Source organism: Catenulispora yoronensis (assembly GCF_039531695.1).
In the GTDB taxonomy this organism is placed as follows: Bacteria; Actinomycetota; Actinomycetes; order Streptomycetales; family Catenulisporaceae; genus Catenulispora; species Catenulispora yoronensis.
In genome coordinates this window covers 34,825-50,101 of record NZ_BAAAQN010000078.1, presented here as the reverse complement: position 1 = coordinate 50,101, position 15,277 = coordinate 34,825, and the positions used below count along the sequence as shown (strand labels likewise).

The 15,277-nt window shown below is 70.5% G+C and carries 13 protein-coding genes; 6 read left to right on the top strand and 7 right to left on the bottom strand.

Annotated features, from left to right (window positions below):
* Together ABD481_RS41075 and ABD481_RS41070 are read right to left on the bottom strand one after the other, a co-directional pair.
* Positions 1-405 (bottom strand): response regulator (locus ABD481_RS41075; RefSeq protein ID WP_344671320.1); only part of this gene is annotated, 405 nt, incomplete at its 3' end.
* 627 nt (positions 406-1,032) lie between these two features.
* Positions 1,033-1,632, bottom strand: coding sequence for a DUF3000 domain-containing protein (locus tag ABD481_RS41070; protein WP_344671319.1), 600 nt, complete (start codon positions 1,630-1,632; stop codon positions 1,033-1,035).
* Positions 1,633-2,434: 802 nt separating this feature from the next.
* Here ABD481_RS41070 and hemE point away from each other — a divergent pair.
* The 5 genes from hemE (at position 2,435) to ABD481_RS41045 (ending at position 7,693) form a co-directional block, all read left to right on the top strand.
* Entirely contained in the window at positions 2,435-3,463 is a 1,029-nt protein-coding gene (gene hemE, locus ABD481_RS41065) for a uroporphyrinogen decarboxylase (protein ID WP_344671322.1), read from the top strand.
* Between the two features lie 132 nt (positions 3,464-3,595).
* On the top strand, positions 3,596-5,044 hold the full coding sequence (hemG, locus tag ABD481_RS41060; protein ID WP_344671318.1) for a protoporphyrinogen oxidase: 1,449 nt from the start codon (positions 3,596-3,598) through the stop codon (positions 5,042-5,044).
* Between the two features lie 11 nt (positions 5,045-5,055).
* Positions 5,056-5,805: a hydrogen peroxide-dependent heme synthase gene (gene hemQ, locus ABD481_RS41055; protein WP_344671317.1), complete on the top strand. Its 750-nt coding sequence runs from the start codon at positions 5,056-5,058 to the stop codon at positions 5,803-5,805.
* Between the two features lie 93 nt (positions 5,806-5,898).
* The gene (locus ABD481_RS41050) at positions 5,899-6,312 is read left to right on the top strand and encodes a hypothetical protein (RefSeq protein ID WP_344671316.1); all 414 of its coding nucleotides are present in this window, start codon (positions 5,899-5,901) and stop codon (positions 6,310-6,312) included.
* A gap of 301 nt (positions 6,313-6,613) precedes the next feature.
* Positions 6,614-7,693 carry an AI-2E family transporter gene (locus tag ABD481_RS41045; RefSeq protein ID WP_344671315.1) on the top strand — a complete coding sequence of 360 codons (1,080 nt, stop codon included), beginning with the start codon at positions 6,614-6,616 and terminating at the stop codon, positions 7,691-7,693.
* A 43-nt stretch (positions 7,694-7,736) separates the two neighbouring features.
* Here the strand turns inward: ABD481_RS41045 and ABD481_RS41040 are convergent, their stop codons facing one another.
* The 5 genes from ABD481_RS41040 to kdpF all read right to left on the bottom strand — a co-directional run bounded on the left by ABD481_RS41040 (position 7,737) and on the right by kdpF (position 13,300).
* Positions 7,737-8,429: a response regulator gene (locus ABD481_RS41040; RefSeq protein ID WP_344671314.1), complete on the bottom strand. Its 693-nt coding sequence runs from the start codon at positions 8,427-8,429 to the stop codon at positions 7,737-7,739.
* A gap of 339 nt (positions 8,430-8,768) precedes the next feature.
* A complete protein-coding gene (gene kdpC, locus ABD481_RS41035; RefSeq protein WP_344671313.1) occupies positions 8,769-9,407 on the bottom strand; it encodes a potassium-transporting ATPase subunit KdpC in 639 nt (212 codons plus the stop codon).
* Between the two features lie 16 nt (positions 9,408-9,423).
* On the bottom strand, positions 9,424-11,550 hold the full coding sequence (gene kdpB / locus ABD481_RS41030) for a potassium-transporting ATPase subunit KdpB (RefSeq protein ID WP_344671312.1): 2,127 nt from the start codon (positions 11,548-11,550) through the stop codon (positions 9,424-9,426).
* The gene (gene kdpA, locus ABD481_RS41025; RefSeq protein ID WP_344671311.1) at positions 11,550-13,211 is read right to left on the bottom strand and encodes a potassium-transporting ATPase subunit KdpA; all 1,662 of its coding nucleotides are present in this window, start codon (positions 13,209-13,211) and stop codon (positions 11,550-11,552) included. The genes kdpB and kdpA overlap by 1 nt, the downstream gene beginning before the upstream one ends.
* Positions 13,211-13,300, bottom strand: a complete 90-nt coding sequence (gene kdpF / locus ABD481_RS41020) for a K(+)-transporting ATPase subunit F (RefSeq protein ID WP_344656210.1) — start codon at positions 13,298-13,300, stop codon at positions 13,211-13,213. The genes kdpA and kdpF overlap by 1 nt, the downstream gene beginning before the upstream one ends.
* 332 nt (positions 13,301-13,632) lie before the next feature.
* Between kdpF and ABD481_RS41015 the strand changes: the two genes are divergently transcribed.
* Entirely contained in the window at positions 13,633-15,273 is a 1,641-nt protein-coding gene (locus ABD481_RS41015) for an amidohydrolase (RefSeq protein WP_344671310.1), read from the top strand.
* Positions 15,274-15,277 lie beyond the last annotated feature (4 nt).

The following is a 15,277-nucleotide window of genomic DNA, read 5'->3' as shown; positions in this document are numbered from 1 at the left end:
GGCGTGCACGCCGGGCAGCTCCGGCAGCCCGGCCGCCACCGGGCGCGCGCCGGTGATGACGAAGCCGCGCACGCCGCTGGCCAACGCGGCGCGGACCGCGCCGGCGTCGTCGGCGGCGGACACGGCCAGGCCGCCGGCCCAGCCCGCGGCCCGCATCTCGGCGAGCAGCTGCAAGCCGCTGCCGTCGGGCAGATGGATGTCCACGACCGCCAGGTCGCGGGTGGCGGACATACGGCTCCGCGCCTCGGCGGCGGTCTGCGCCTCCAGGACGTCGCGGACGCCGAGCGCCCACAGGTGCCGGGTCACCGACTGGCGGACCCTGGGGTCGGCGACCACGACCATCGCGGTGAGCCGCGCCGGTCGATATGCGATCAGGTTGGCGGTGTTGTCGACGAGTACCGACACCGAACCTCCTCCTGGGGTGCTGCGAGCTTGTGCTCAACGGCCGGGTCCGCGCCTTCGCGGATCGACCCATTCAGGTCATCGGCAGATCAAGCAGGCACCTTTAGGGCTAATGCGCGCAAGTTCAAGGAATGGGACGGCGTCGGGCATATGATCATCCGACTAAAGCCTCTGACCTGGGGAGATACGGGGAGGGCTGTCACCCGCCCGGGCGCTTGGAGGTGGCGCGGCGGCACCGTCCGGCCGCCTCGTTGGACGTCTTACGTGCGGTTCCGCGACTGGTGGGGCGGGATGGACGCAAGAGGTGCGGGGCTGGGCCGTACGGGGGATGCGGCTCGGCTGTTCAGGTGAGCAGGACGTAACAGAATGAGGCGGCCGGGGCGGCGGGAACGACCGGGATGGTCGGGGCGGTCGGGGCGGTCGGGCCCATCGGGATGGTGGCGAACCAGTGTCAATCGGATTTATCCGGCACCGGTCGAGTGACGCACGCTGCCGGAGAGCACGATCGCGGAAAGCACGTTCGAGGTGGAGCGGCGCCGGGATCGGCTGGGAAAGTGGCGCCGCGCAGAGCGAGTCCCCCAGGAAGGCCGGGCGCCTTGGAATCGGCGCCTTGGAACCGGCGCCTCGAAGTCAGCGCCGCGAGCCGGCGGGCGGCAGGTTCGCCACTCCCTCGTACTCCGGCGGCAGGCCGGCGCACATCATCATCAGCCCGCACCAGGCCTGGAGGTGGGCCGCGAAGTCGATCCCCTCGGCGTCGGGCACCGGGGCCGGGGTCCAGGAGGCGCGGATCTCGACGGCGGTGGTGGCGGGGCGGCCGGACAGGCCGCCGAAGCCGCGCGAGGAGGAGCGGGAGACGGTCCCGCTCTCGGCGGTGAACCCGGCGCCGTGGTCGCGCAGCGAGTCCATCAGCCAGGACCAGCCGACCTCGGCCAGCAGCGGGTCCTCCGCTATCTCCGCCTCCAGGTCGGCCTCGACCAGGACCACGCAACGCCAGGCGCCGCGCCACTCCTCGTGGCCGCCGGGCCGGTGCAGCAGCACCAGGCGGCCGCCGGCCAGGTCGTCCTCGCCGGACGCGGACAGCACGGCACCGCCCACGGCGTGCGCGAACGGGGCCAGGTTGACCGGGGCGGGCAGGGCTTCGAGGTCGATCGCGGCCGGCAGCGGCGCCGCCGACAGCGCGGCGACGGCCTCAGTGAACTCCCGCGGTTCGGCCGGACGGCTGAGTGCCATGGGTGAAGCGTACGCCGCAGCCCGAGCCGGACGATGGCAGGCACGCTCGGCGGACGGCGGATTCCCGCGCGGAGGCTGAGGTTCGGGTGGGGCGACGGCGGTGAAGGCGGGTGAAGGCAGGCGGAGACGGCTGAAGACCGGCCAAGGCGGACCAAGGCTGGCGAGGACGGTCGAAGCCAGGCAAAGGCGGGTGCGGGCGGGTGGAGTCAGGTGCGGGCGGGCGTAGCCGAGGCCTGGCGAGGGCGGCCGAAGCCACGCAAAGGCGGGTGAAGTCACGCGCAGGCGGGCGCAGTCTGGCGAAGGCACGTAGGCGAAGCGTGGCGAGGGCAGCCCGAGCCAGGCAGAGGCGGCTGAAGTCCGGTGCAGGCGGGTGCAGGCGGGCGAAGGAAGGCGGGCTTGGGCGGGCGGAGTCGAGTTCAGGTGGCTGTTGTGCGGCAGCGCGGGCATGGATTCTTAAATCTGGTGAAACCTATCGAAACCGTTCGGTCGCTGCATCGCCGACCAAGGCCCGCCAAGCCACCCGCGAAAGCCCCGTCGCAGCCCCCGATGCCGACGCCTCGTCGGCAAACCCCTGCTCGGATGCCTACCCGGGCACCGAGCACCCTGGGGAGCGTGCGACCATCGAGGGGTGACCGACGACAGGAGTGATGCCGTGCGCGAGAGCGTGACCGAAAGCCTGAACCCCGCGGCAGACCTGGGCCCGTCGGCCATCGAGGCGTTGACCGAAGTCCCCGGACCCCGTGGCGAGGCTCGCGGCAGCGCCACGGCCGGTGGCGCCGCCCCCTCGGTCGGGCAGTCGGCCGTGCAGGACAGCGACTTCCTGCGGGCCGCCCGTCGTGAGCCCGTGTCGCACACCCCGGTGTGGTTCATGCGACAGGCTGGTCGGGCGCTGCCGGAGTATCGGAAGGTGCGGGCTGGGATTCCGATGTTGGAGTCGTGCACGCGGCCGGATCTGGTGACCGAGATCACGTTGCAGCCGGTGCGTCGGTACGGGGTGGACGCGGCGGTGTTCTTCAGCGACATCATGGTGCCGTTGAAGGCGATCGGGGTGGATTTGGAGATCGTGCCGGATGTGGGTCCGGTGATCGCGAATCCGGTGCGGGACGCTTCGGGGTTGGAGCAGGTGCGGCCGTTGGATCCGGAGGCGGATCTGGGGTTCGTCACCGAGGCGGTGCGGCAGTTGGTGGGCGAGTTGGGGGCGACGCCGTTGATCGGTTTCGGTGGGGCGCCGTTCACGGTGGCGTCGTACCTGATCGAGGGCGGGCCGTCGAAGAACCATGAGAAGACCAAGGCCATGATGCATGGCGCGCCGGAGTTGTTCGCGGCGCTGCTGGACCGGCTGGCGGATTTGACGGCCGGGTTCTTGAAGGTGCAGATCGAGGCGGGCGCCTCGGTGGTGCAGTTGTTCGATTCCTGGGTGGGGGCGTTGTCGCCGCGGGATTATCAGCGTTATGTGATGCCGCACAGTACGAAGGTGCTGGACGCGGTGGCCGGCCTGGGGGTGCCGCGGATCCACTTCGGGGTGGGCACTGGGGAGTTGTTGCCGTTGATGGCCGCGGCGGGTGCCGATGTGGTGGGGGTGGACTGGCGGGTGCCGCTGGACGAGGCCTCGCGGCGGATCGGTCCGGAGTTCGCGGTGCAGGGGAATCTGGATCCGGCGGTGGTCTTCGCGCCGTGGCCGGTGATCGAGGCGCGGGTGCGGGAGATCCTGGCGGACGGGGCCAAGACCCCGGGGCACATCTTCAACCTGGGCCACGGGGTGCTGCCGGAGATGGACCCGGACGTCCTGACCCGCATCGTCGAACTGGTCCACGAGGCCTCGGCGCGCTGACCGGTGGGCACCATGCAGGGGGCGTCCCAGGGTTCGACGCCGGACGGGCTTTCGGACGGACGTTCAGACGGGTTTTCAGACGGGTTTTCAGACGCGCTTTCCGACCGGCTGCCCGGGCGGCGGCCGCGGACCGTGGCCGTGATCGGCGGCGGGATCTCCGGTCTGGCGGCGGCCTGGTACGTGAAGCAGGCCGCGCCGCAGACCACTGTGACAGTGTTCGAAGGTTCCCCGCGGCTGGGCGGCAAGCTGGCCGTGGGCGAGGTCGGCGGCGTCCAGGTGGACCTCGGCGCCGAGTCGATCCTGAACCGCCGCCCCGAGGCCGTGGACCTGGTCCGCGCCGTCGGCCTGGCCGAGGACGTGGTGCACCCGGCGTCCATCTCGGCCTCGGTGTGGAGCCGCGGCGAGCTGGTGCCGATGCCCAAGGGCCACCTGATGGGCATCCCCGCCGACCCGGCCGTGCTGGCCGGACTGCTGTCCCCGGCCGGTCTCAAGCGGGCCGAGTCCGGACCGTCGCTGCCGTCCCGGGCGCGGCTGCGCGCCGAGGCCGAGACCGACGACGTCGCGGTCGGCACCTTCGTGGCCGACCGGTTCGGGCCCGAGGTCGTGGACCGGCTGGTCGAGCCGCTGCTCGGCGGCGTCTACGCCGGGCACGCCGCCGAGATCTCGCTGCGGGCCGCCGTCCCGGCGCTGGTCCCGGCCTACGAGTCGGGCGAGCCGCTGGACGAGGCGGTGGCGCGGATCCTGGGTGCGCAGCCGGCGGCGGAGTCCGCGAAGACGAGCCCGGACACCGCCCCGAGCCCGACCCCGACCCCGGTCTTCGCCGGGATCCGCGGCGGCATCGGGCGGTTCCCGACGGCGCTGGCGCAGGCCTGCGAAGCCGCCGGCATCGAGATCCGGCGCACCGCGATGGTCAGAGAACTGAGCCGCACCCCGGACGGCTGGCGGCTGGTGTCCGGGCCGGTGCCCGCCGCCGAGGCGCACGCGTTCGACGCGGTGATCGTGGCCGTGCCCGGCACCCCGGCCGCCCGGCTGCTCCAGGACGCCGCGCCGGTCGCGGCGGCGGAGCTCGCGGGCATCGAGTACGCGTCGGTGGCGCTGGCCACGTTCGTGTTCGACGACGCGGCGCTGCCCGGCGGCAGCGGGTTCCTGGTGCCGCCGTCGGACGGCCGGTTCATCAAGGCTTCGACCTTCTCCAGCGAGAAATGGTCCTGGCTGGCCGAGTCCGCCAAGGGCAGGACCGTGGTCCGGGCCTCCGTCGGCCGGCACCGGGAGACCGCCGACCTGCAACGCGACGACGCCGAGCTGGCCGCGCTCGCGCTGGCCGATCTGCGCACCGCGCTGGGCCGGCCGGACGCGCTCGGCACTCCCCTCGACGCGCACGTCCAGCGCTGGGGCGGCGGCCTGCCGCAGTACGCGGTCGGCCACGTCGCGCGGGTCGCGCGGATCCGCGAGGCGGTGGCGTCGCAGCCGGGCCTGGCGGTGTGCGGAGCGGCGTACGACGGCGTCGGGATCGCGGCGTGCGTGGCCTCGGCCCGGCGCGCGGCCCGAGAGATCACCCAAGAGGAAAGATTGGCGACATGAGCGGTGGCGGCATGAGTGACGACAACACGAACGAGCGCCCGGCGGGTGTGGTGAGCAGCGTCCGCATCGGCAAGCGCGCGGTGGAGCTGAACGAGGTCACGCGGTACGCGCTGTGGTCGGTGTTCAAGGTGCGGGCCGAGCTGCCGGCCTCCGACGACGCGCGCGCGGACCTGGCCGCCGAGGTGGAGACGCTGTTCGAGGCGCTGGCCAAGGACGACGTGGTGGTGCGCGGCGTGTACGACGTCGCCGGGTTCCGCCACGACGCGGAGTTCATGTTCTGGCTGCACGCGGAGACCTCCGACGCGTTGCAGGACGCCTACCAGCGGTTCCGGCGCACCGCGTTCGGACGGCTGACCGAGCCGGTGTGGTCGCAGATGGCGCTGCACCGGCCGGCGGAGTTCAACAAGAGCCACATTCCGGCGTTCGTGGCGGACGAGCAGGCCCGCGGCTACGTCGCGGTGTATCCGTTCATCCGGAGCTACGAGTGGTACCTGCTGGAGGACTCCGAGCGGCGGCGGCTGCTGGCCGAGCACGGGATGATGTCGCGGGAGTACCCGGACGTGCGCGCGAACACCGTGCCGTCGTTCGCGCTCGGCGACTACGAGTGGATCCTGGCGTTCGAGGCCGACGACCTGGACCGGATCGTCGATCTGATGCGCCACCTGCGGGGGTCGGAGACCCGGCGGCACGTGCGCGAGGAAGTGCCGTTCTACACCGGGAAGCGACGCACGATCACAGAAATCGCGCAGTCGCTTCCCTAATACCCGACGGCCCTTTCAGACTTTCAGTAATACCAAACGGCGACGCCGCTGTGGTGCGAACACGTACCCTGCGGCGTCGTGCTTTCGCTGTAGGTGCCGTCGTGGCACTGGGCCGTGGTGCCGGCCGGGTGGGACTCGCCGGCGCCGCAGCGGGCCGTGCCGTCGTCGATGGTGGCGTGGTGCGTGCAGCCGGTCGCGGCCGGGGCGCTGGAGGTCTTGGGGTGGGTCGCCGGGGCGGCCGAGGTGTGGGGCGCGGAGGTGGTGTGCGTCGCGGCCGTGGTGTGGGTCGCCGTGGTGTGGGTGGGTGACGGTTTCGCAGAATGCGAAGTCGACCCGGCTGTCGCGGTCGGGGCCGCGGGTGCCGCCGGTGCCGTGGGAGCCCCTGCGGCTGCCTCTGACGGCGATGCGGAGGACCCGGAGGACGGAGAGGACGCCGCGGCGCCCTCCGGTGCGGCGGAGTCCGTGGCCGTACTGCTCGCACTCACGATGCCCGCGCCGACGCCTTGAAGCGAGGCCGAGCCGCCGTCCGACGACTGACAGGCCGCTGCCGCAAAAACCGTGAGTACGCAGGCCAAAGCCAGCGTCCATCGCTGCCGGAGCATGGGTCCCCTCCCGACGGGCCGGCGCCCGCCGCCGACCAGAGGCCCCACCTTGGCAGAGATCACTGGTTATCGAAACGCTTAAGGCCGGGACAGAGCCTCGTCACCGTCCCGGCAGTGCTGAGCGGGGGCGGCGGCGGGGCGTCGACACCGAAGACACCGGTCCCGGCTACACGGGTTTGGGGGCGTCAGCGGTGAGACTGGCGGACATGACCGAGTCCGCCGTTCCCCGCTGGCTGCCGCGCGCGCTGGCGCTCGCGCTGCTGTTCTACGCCGGGTTCCTGATCAGCGAGTGGGCGCTCGGACGCCTGAAGGACCTGCTGATCACGCTGCTGGTGTCGATGTTCGTGGCGTTGGCGATCGAGCCGGCCGTGGACGCGATGGCGCGGCGCGGGATGCGGCGGGGCGTCGCGGTGATGTTCGTGTTCGTGGTGCTGCTGGCGTCGGTGGCGCTGTTCGTGTTCGCGCTCGGGTCGCTGTTCGTGGACCAGGTGGTGCAGTTCGCGGGGAACCTGCCGCACTATGTGGACTCGGTGGTGTCGTGGGTCAACCGGACCTTCGATCAGAAGATCTCGGTGCAGGATCTGCAATCGAAGCTGTTGAGCGACTCGAACTCGCTGAAGAACTACGCCGAGCAGCTGGCCGGGAACGTGTGGGGCGTGTCGTCGTCGGTGCTCGGCGGCGTGTTCAAGACGTTCACGGTGGCGTTGTTCACGTTCTACCTGGCGGCCGACGCCCCGAAGCTGCGCGCGGAGCTGGTGTCGTTGTTCCCGCCGGGGCGGCAAGGCGCGATCATGCGCGCGTGGAAGATCGCGCTGGAGAAGACCGGCGGGTACATCTACTCGCGGGCGCTGATGGCGCTGGTCTCGGGGGTCGCGCACGGGATTCTGTTCTGGATCATCGGGTTGCCCTACGCGTTGGCGCTGGCGATCTGGGTCGGATTGGTGTCGCAGTTCATCCCGACCGTGGGGACGTACCTGGCCGGGGCGCTGCCGATCCTGATCGCGCTGACCAACGGGAGGCCCGGCGCAGCCATCGTGATCTTGGCGTTCGTGGTGGTCTACCAGCAGTTCGAGAACTACATCCTGCAACCCCGGATCACGGCCAAGACGGTCGAGATCCACCCGGCGGTGGCCTTCGGGGCCGTCATCGCGGGCGCGGCGCTGCTGGGTGGGGTTGGTGCGATTATTGCGATCCCCTTGACGGCCACGGTGCAGAGTTTCGTCTCGGCGTACATCACCCGCTACGAAGTGGCCGAGCCGGAACCGGCGGAGCGCGGATCCGCCTGACCGTCTGGCCGCCTGACCGCCTGACCGCCTGGCGCCCGGCCGCCTAAGGCACGAACCGGTAGCCGGTCCCGTACTCCGTCATGAGGTGCCGCGGGTTCTGCGGATCGTCCTCAAGCTTGCGCCGCAGGCGGGCCATGTGGAAGCGCAGGTATCCGGCCTCGCCGGTGTGGCTGTTGCCCCAGACGTCGGCGAGCAGGCGCGAGGTGCTGACGAGCTGGCCCGGGTGGCGGAGCAGGATCTCCAGCAGGGCCCACTCGGTGCGGGTCAGGCGGACGGTCTCGCCCTCGCGGCTGACGCTGTGCGCGACCAGGTCGACCTCGCAGCCGCCCAGGCGTACCGAGCTGGTCCCGGCGCTGCCGAGGCCTGCGGCGACCTGCTGGTGGCGGCGGATCACGGCGCGCAGCCGGGCCAGGAGCTCCTCCATGGCGAACGGTTTGGTGACGTAGTCGTCGGCGCCGGCGTCGAGGGCGTGGATCTTCTCCCCCGGGTCGGTCCGGCCGGACAGCACCACGATCGGGACCGTCGTCCAGCCGCGCAGGCCGAGGATGACCTCGACGCCGTCCATGTCCGGCAGGCCCAGGTCCAGCAGGACGGCGTCGGGCAGGCGGCGGGCGGCCGAGGCGAGGGCGTCGACGCCGTTGGCGGCGGTCTCGACCTCGTAGGTGCGGGACTTGAGATTGATGCGCAGGGCGCGCAGGATCTGCGGTTCGTCGTCGACGACCAGGATGCGGGTCACTGGCTCCCTCTGTTCCGGTGGGAGTGGGCGGCGGGCGGTGGGCTGGGACCCGGGGACAGGGCCGACGACTGAGAAGCCGGGCACTGTGACAAGTCAACATGCTTGATCGGCGGCCGGGACGTTTGCTCGCGGAATGCAAACGGCGGCCGGGGCGATGCAAACGCCGATGTTCACGCTCGGACCGCGAGACCAAAGCCCCAGAAGCACCGATAGCGGCCGGAAACAGGACACGGCCGGCGGGGCCAGCACGCCCCGCCGCGCGCCGGCCCCGCCGGTCGATCCTCCATCTTCAGGCCCGGGCCCGGTCCCCGGAAAGGCTTCTGAGTGCGGGAATGTGGGTCAGCCCGCGGCGGCGACCGGGTGGTTCTTGTCGAGGGCGAGGTTCAATGTGACGACGTTGACGTATTCCTCGCCAAGGAAGCCCAGGTTGCGGCCGTCGGTGTTTTCCTTGATGGCTTTGCGCACCACGGACAGGTCGAGGTTGCGGGCTTTGGCGACCGAGGGAGCCTGGTAGTCGGCGTTCTCCACCGAGATGCCGGGGTCCTCTCCGGAGCCGGAGGCGGTGACGGCGTCCTCGGGGACCTTGGCCGGGTCGATGCTGTAGGCCTTGGCGTAGGCGTCGATACGGCCGCGGATGGTGTCCTTCAGGGTCGGGTCGTTGGTGCCGCGGTTGCCGCCGCCGGACAGGGTGTAGTTGCAGCCGGGGTCGGTGGGGCCGCCGGAGGCGTTGGACGGCCGGGCCTGGAAGTACTGCGCCAGGGCGTCGCCGTTCTTGTCGACGTACTGCTGGCACAGCAGGCTGCTGCCCACGACCTGGCCGGAGGCGTCGGTGATGAGGGAGCCGTTGGCCTTGTTCTTGAAGGCGAGCTGGGCGATGCCGGTGACCATCAGCGGGTAGGCGATTCCGAGGATGATCGTGAAGACCACCATGGCCCGGACGGCGGCGGTGTGCCGCCTGATCGCTGCTCCGAATTTCATGTCGGTCGGCTCCTTCCTACTTCAATCCGGGGACGGTCTGGACGACCAGGTCGATGAGTTTGATGCCGACGAACGGCAGGGCCAGGCCGCCGGCGCCGTAGATCCACAGGTTGCGGCGCAGCAGCGCGGATGCCGAGGACGGCTTGTAGCGCACGCCGCGCAGGGCCAGCGGGATCAGCCCGATGATGATCAGCGCGTTGAAGATGATGGCGCTGGTGATCGCGGACTTCGGAGAGTGCAGGCCCATGATGTTCAGGACGTGCAGGCCCGGATAGACCACGGTGAACATGGCCGGGATGATCGCGAAGTACTTGGCGACGTCGTTGGCGATGGAGAACGTCGTCAACGCCCCCCGCGTGATCAGCAGCTGTTTGCCGATCTCGACGATCTCGATCAGCTTGGTCGGGTTGGAGTCCAGGTCCACCATGTTCCCGGCCTCCTTGGCGGCCGAGGTGCCGGTGTTCATGGCCACGCCGACGTCGGCCTGCGCCAGGGCGGGGGCGTCGTTGGTGCCGTCGCCGGTCATCGCGACCAGCTTGCCGCCCTCCTGCTCCTTCTTGATCAGGGCCATCTTGTCCTCGGGCGTGGCCTCGGCGAGGAAGTCGTCGACGCCGGCCTCCTCGGCGATGGCCTTGGCGGTCAGCGGGTTGTCGCCCGTGATCATGACCGTCTTGATGCCCATCGAGCGCAGCTCGGCGAACCGCTCCCGGATGCCGTCCTTGACGACGTCCTTCAGATGGATCACACCGAGGGTGCGGGCCACTCCTTCGGGGGTCTTCTCGGCCACCACCAGCGGCGTTCCGCCGGCCGCCGAGATGGCGTCGACCAGCGAGCCGACCTCGCGGGTCGGGTGGCCGCCGTTGTCGCGGACCCACTTCATGACCGCCGACCCGGCGCCCTTGCGGACCTCGCGGCCGTCGGCCAGGTTCACGCCGGACATCCGGGTCTGCGCGGTGAACGGCACGAACTCCGCACCCGACAGCTCGCCGGAGTGCCGCTCGCGCAGGCCGTAGCGGGACTTGGCCAGGACCACGATCGAGCGGCCCTCGGGGGTCTCATCGGCCAGGGAGGACAGCTGCGCCGCGTCGGCGAGCACGTTCTGCTCCACCCCCGCCACCGGGACGAACTCGCTGGCCTGGCGGTTGCCCAGCGTGATGGTCCCGGTCTTGTCCAGCAGCAGGGTGTTGATGTCCCCGGCGGCCTCGACCGCGCGGCCGGACATCGCCAGCACGTTGCGCTGCACCAGCCGGTCCATGCCGGCGATGCCGATCGCCGACAGCAGCGCGCCGATCGTGGTCGGGATCAGCGCGACCAGCAGCGACACCATGACGACCAGCGACTGCGCAGCCCCGGCCCAGGTGGCCATCGGCTGCAGCGTCACCACCGCCAGCAGGAACACAATCGTCAGCGAGGCCAGCAGCACGTTCAGCGCCAGCTCGTTCGGCGTCCGCTGCCGGTTCGCCCCCTCGACCAGGCTGATCATGCGGTCGATGAACGTCTCGCCGGGCTTGGAGGTGATCCGCACCACGATCCGGTCGGACAGCACCCGGGTGCCACCGGTGACGGCCGACCGGTCGCCGCCGGACTCCCGGATCACCGGGGCCGACTCGCCGGTGATCGCCGACTCGTCGACGGAGGCCACGCCCTCGACAACGTCGCCATCACCCGGGATGATCTGGCCGGCCTCGACGACGACATGGTCGCCGAGCTGGAGATCGGTGCCGGGAACCTCCGACACCGCACCCGCCTGCCCCGGGGACCAGGAGGCCAGGCGCCGGGCCACGGTCGTGGTCTTGGCCTTGCGCAGCGTCGCGGCCTGCGCCTTGCCGCGGCCCTCGGCCACCGCCTCGGCCAGATTCGCGAACACCACGGTCAGCCACAGCCACACCGTGATCACCCAGGCGAACACCGAGGGGTGCGCGATCGCCTGCCAGGTGGTCAGGACCGACCCGATCTCGACCACGAACATCACCGGGTTCTTCACCATGGTGCGCGGATCGAGCTTCTTCAAGGCGTCCGGAAGCGACTTCCAGAGCATCCGCGGATCCAGGAACCCGCCGCCGACCCGGCGCGGCTCGGCGCCGTCCGGCTTCGGCCGGGGAGCCGGGGAGGAAGGCTTCTCAGCCAGCGTATTCGTGGACATCAGTGCAGTCCTTCAGCGAGCGGGCCCAGCGACAGGGCCGGGAAGTAGGTGAGGCCGACGACCAGCAGCACGGTGCCGAGCAGCATCCCGGCGAACAGCGGCGAGGCCGTCTTCAAGGTGCCTTCGGATTCCGGGACCGGCTTCTGCCTGGCCAGGGATCCGGCCAGCGCCAGGACCCAGATCATCGGCAGGAACCGGCCGAACAGCATCGCCAGCGCACCGGCGGTGTTCCACCAGTGGGTGTTGCCGCCCAGGCCGGCGAAGGCCGAGCCATTGTTGTTGCCCATCGAGGTGAAGGCGTACAAGACCTCTGAGAAGCCGTGCGGACCGGAGTTCGTCATCCGCGCCGTCTCACCCGGCAGGGCCATCGCGATGCCGGTGAAGACCAGCACCACCGCCGGGGTGGTGAGGATGTACAGGGCCGCGTACTTCATCTCGGCCGGCCGGATCTTCTTGCCCAGGTACTCCGGCGTGCGCCCGACCATCAGACCGGCGACGAACACCGTGATGACGGCCAGGACCAGCATGCCGTAGAGCCCTGATCCGGTACCTCCCGGTGCGATCTCGCCCAGCATCATGTTGAACATCGCCGCACCGCCGCCGAACGGCGTGTACGAGTCGTGCATCGAGTTCACGGCACCGGTCGAGGTCAACGTCGTCGACGTCATGAACAACGTCGAAGCCGGAATGCCGAACCTGGCCTCCTTGCCCTCCAACGCCGCATGCCCGTTGGCCAGGTCGATGCCGTGGTGGTGCACCTCGAAGAACGTCGCGAACGCCAGCGAACCCACCCAGATCGCGGCCATGACCGCGAGGATCGTGTAGCCCTGCTTGTGCGAGCCGACCATCTTCCCGAACGTCCGCGGCAGCGCGAACCCGATCACCAGCAGCAGATAGATCTCAATGAGGTTGGTGAAGCCATTGGGGTTCTCAAAGGGATGAGCGCTGTTGGCGTCGAAAATGCCGCCGCCATTGGTGCCCAGGAGTTTGACGACTTCCTGCGACCCGGTTCCGGCGGTGTACAGGTTCTGGTCCCCGTTGATCGTGTGCACCACGGTCAGGTGCTCGCCCAGCGACTGCGTGACGCCGCCGGCGATCAGGACCATCGCGAACACGATGGAGAACGGCAGCATCAGGCGGATCAGGATCCGGGTGAGGTCCACCCAGAAGTTGCCCAGCCGGTCGGTCCGGTTCCGGGTGAAACCACGGATCAGCGTCGCGACGACGGCGATGCCGACGGCGGCCGAGACGAAGTTCTGGACCGTCAGACCGATCATCTGCGCCAGATAGCCCAGGGTGTTCTCGCCGTAGTAGTTCTGCCAGTTGGTGTTGGTGACGAACGAGGCAGCGGTGTTGTACGCCAAATCCGCCTGCATCTTCGGCATGCCCAGCGCCATCATCAGGTGGTGCTGCACCCGCAGGATCAGATAAAGCAGCAGAACGCCGACAGCCGAGATCGCGAAAACCGACCGCAGATAGACGCCCCAGGTCTGGTCCGCCTCGGCGTCCACACCCATCGTCTTGTACAGAACCTTCTCCGCACGAAGGTGCTTCTTCGTGGTGAGAATGTGCGCCATGTAGTCGCCGAGCGGCCGGTAGGAGACCGCCAGCAGCAGGACCAGAGCGGCGACCTGCAGCACGCCGGCCCAGGTGTCCGACATCAGAACTTCTCCGGGAGGATCAGGGCCGCTATCAGGTAGCCGACCAGCAGGACCGACACGACCAGGCCGACGATGTTCTCAGCGCTCAAGACGTTCGACCCCCTTGACGATCAGGGCCAGCAGACCGAAGAAAGCGATCGTGAGCCCGACGAAAACCACGTCGGCCATCAGGTGCTCCTTGACTTGGGGAAACGGGGTACGCGGATCAGTCAAGTCGCGCCGATCGCGGTTTCCGGGGCCGCAAGCGGGATGCAAGCGCGGCCGCCGGTTATGCGCACGCGGTCCAAACACGCGACGCGGACATGCGACCTGAACATCCGACCCGGACACGCGACGCGGACATGCGACCCCGTGACGGCCCGCCTACGATCCGTGAGGTGACCGGATACCGATTGTTCGGAACGACCCCCAGGTGCTGCTCATGAGCGAGATGCCGGTGATCCGTCAGGCCGACCTGATTGTCCGCGGCGGGCGGATCCACACCCTGGACCCGGCCGGGACCGTGGTGTCGTCGCTGGCGGTGGTCGGCGACGAGATCGCGGCGATCGGCGACGACCGCGAGACGGCGGCCCTGGTGGGCCCGTCCACGGAGGTGCTCGACCTGGCCGGGCGCACCGTCGTCCCCGGTCTGCACGACTCCCACCTGCACCTGGCCGACGCCGGGAACAGCTGGAACCTCCAGGTGCGCTGGGACGGCGTCCCCTCGCTGGCCGACGGGCTGCGGCTGCTCCGGCGGCGGGCCGCGCAGGCCGCTCCCGGGCAGTGGGTGCAGGTGATCGGCGGATGGTCCGAGGCCCAGTTCGCCGAGCACCGGCTGCCGACCCTCGCCGAGCTCGACTCGGTGTCGGCGGAGGTGCCGGTCCTGGTGGTCTTCCTGGACACGGCGGCGTTCCTCAACGGCGCCGCCGTCCGCGCCCTCGGCTACGACAAGACCACGCCGGACCCGCCCGGCGGCGAGTTCCGGCGCGACAACGCCGGGAACCCCACTGGGCTGCTGATCGCCCGGCCCGGCCCGGCGGTGCTGGCGCCGGCCGTCCAGGGCGCACAGCAGCTCGACGAGGAGGGGCGCCTGAACTCCACCCACCGCTTCCTGCACGAGCTGAACCGCCTCGGGGTGACCGGGGCGATCGACGCCGGGGCCACCGGCTTCCCGGACTGCTACGGCGCCCTGCGGACGCTGTGGGCGCAGAACCGGCTGAGCGTGCGCACGGCGCTGAACGTGTCCGCCTCGCGGCCCGGACGGGAGCGCGAGGACCTGGAGCGGCTCACCGAGGACCTCGAACGCGGGACCGACGGCCTGTTGTGGTTCAACGGCGTCGGCGAGGCGCCGGTCCTGGACGGCGTCGACTTCTCCAACTTCGCCCAGCCCCGGCCGGAGCTGTCCGACGCCCTGGGCCGGGAGCTGGAGCCGGTGGTGCGGCTGCTGGTGGAACGGCGGTGGCCGTTCAGCTTCCACGCCACCTACGACGAGTCGATCCAGCGGTTCCTGGGCGTGCTGGAGAAGGTCGACCGCGACCTGCCGTTCGACGGGCTGCGCTGGGCCGTGGAGCACGCCGAGACGATCCGGCCGGAGACCATCGACCGGGTGGCGGCGCTCGGCGGCGGGATCACGGTGCAGCATCGGATGGCCTATCGCGGCGAGCAGTTCCTGAAGCGGTACGGGCCCGACGCGGCCCGGCGGGCGCAGCCGGTGATGGAGATGCTCACGCGCGGCGTGCCGGTGGGCGGCGGCACCGACGGCACGTGGCTGGCCTCGGCGAACCCGTGGGAGGCGCTGCGGTGGTTCACGACCGGCACCACCCTCGGCGGGCTGGAGATGTGGCGCCCGGAGGACCGGCTGGACCGCACGCTGGCGCTGCGGCTGTTCACCGGCGGGAGCGCGTGGTTCACCGGCCAGCAGCGGCGGCGCGGCGAGCTGGCGCCGGGGATGCTGGCGGACTTCGCGGTGCTGTCGGCGGACTACTTCATCGTGCCGGACGACGAGCTGGCCGGGCTGGAGTCGGTGCTGACGGTGGTCGGCGGCCGGGTCGTGCACGAGGCCGGTCCGCGCCCGCCGGCCTGACCCG

What these genes read in the sequence shown, in the direction of transcription:
- ABD481_RS41070 (WP_344671319.1), bottom strand. Translation starts at nt 1,632, where the DNA reads ATGGCACTCAGCCGTCCGGCCGAACCGCGGGAGTTCACTGAGGCCGTC.
- hemQ (WP_344671317.1), top strand. Translation starts at nt 5,056, where the DNA reads ATGAGTGACGACAACACGAACGAGCGCCCGGCGGGTGTGGTGAGCAGC.
- ABD481_RS41045 (WP_344671315.1), top strand. Translation starts at nt 6,614, where the DNA reads ATGACCGAGTCCGCCGTTCCCCGCTGGCTGCCGCGCGCGCTGGCGCTC.
- kdpC (WP_344671313.1), bottom strand. Translation starts at nt 9,407, where the DNA reads ATGAAATTCGGAGCAGCGATCAGGCGGCACACCGCCGCCGTCCGGGCC.
- kdpB (WP_344671312.1), bottom strand. Translation starts at nt 11,550, where the DNA reads ATGTCCACGAATACGCTGGCTGAGAAGCCTTCCTCCCCGGCTCCCCGG.
- kdpA (WP_344671311.1), bottom strand. Translation starts at nt 13,211, where the DNA reads ATGTCGGACACCTGGGCCGGCGTGCTGCAGGTCGCCGCTCTGGTCCTG.
- ABD481_RS41015 (WP_344671310.1), top strand. Translation starts at nt 13,633, where the DNA reads ATGAGCGAGATGCCGGTGATCCGTCAGGCCGACCTGATTGTCCGCGGC.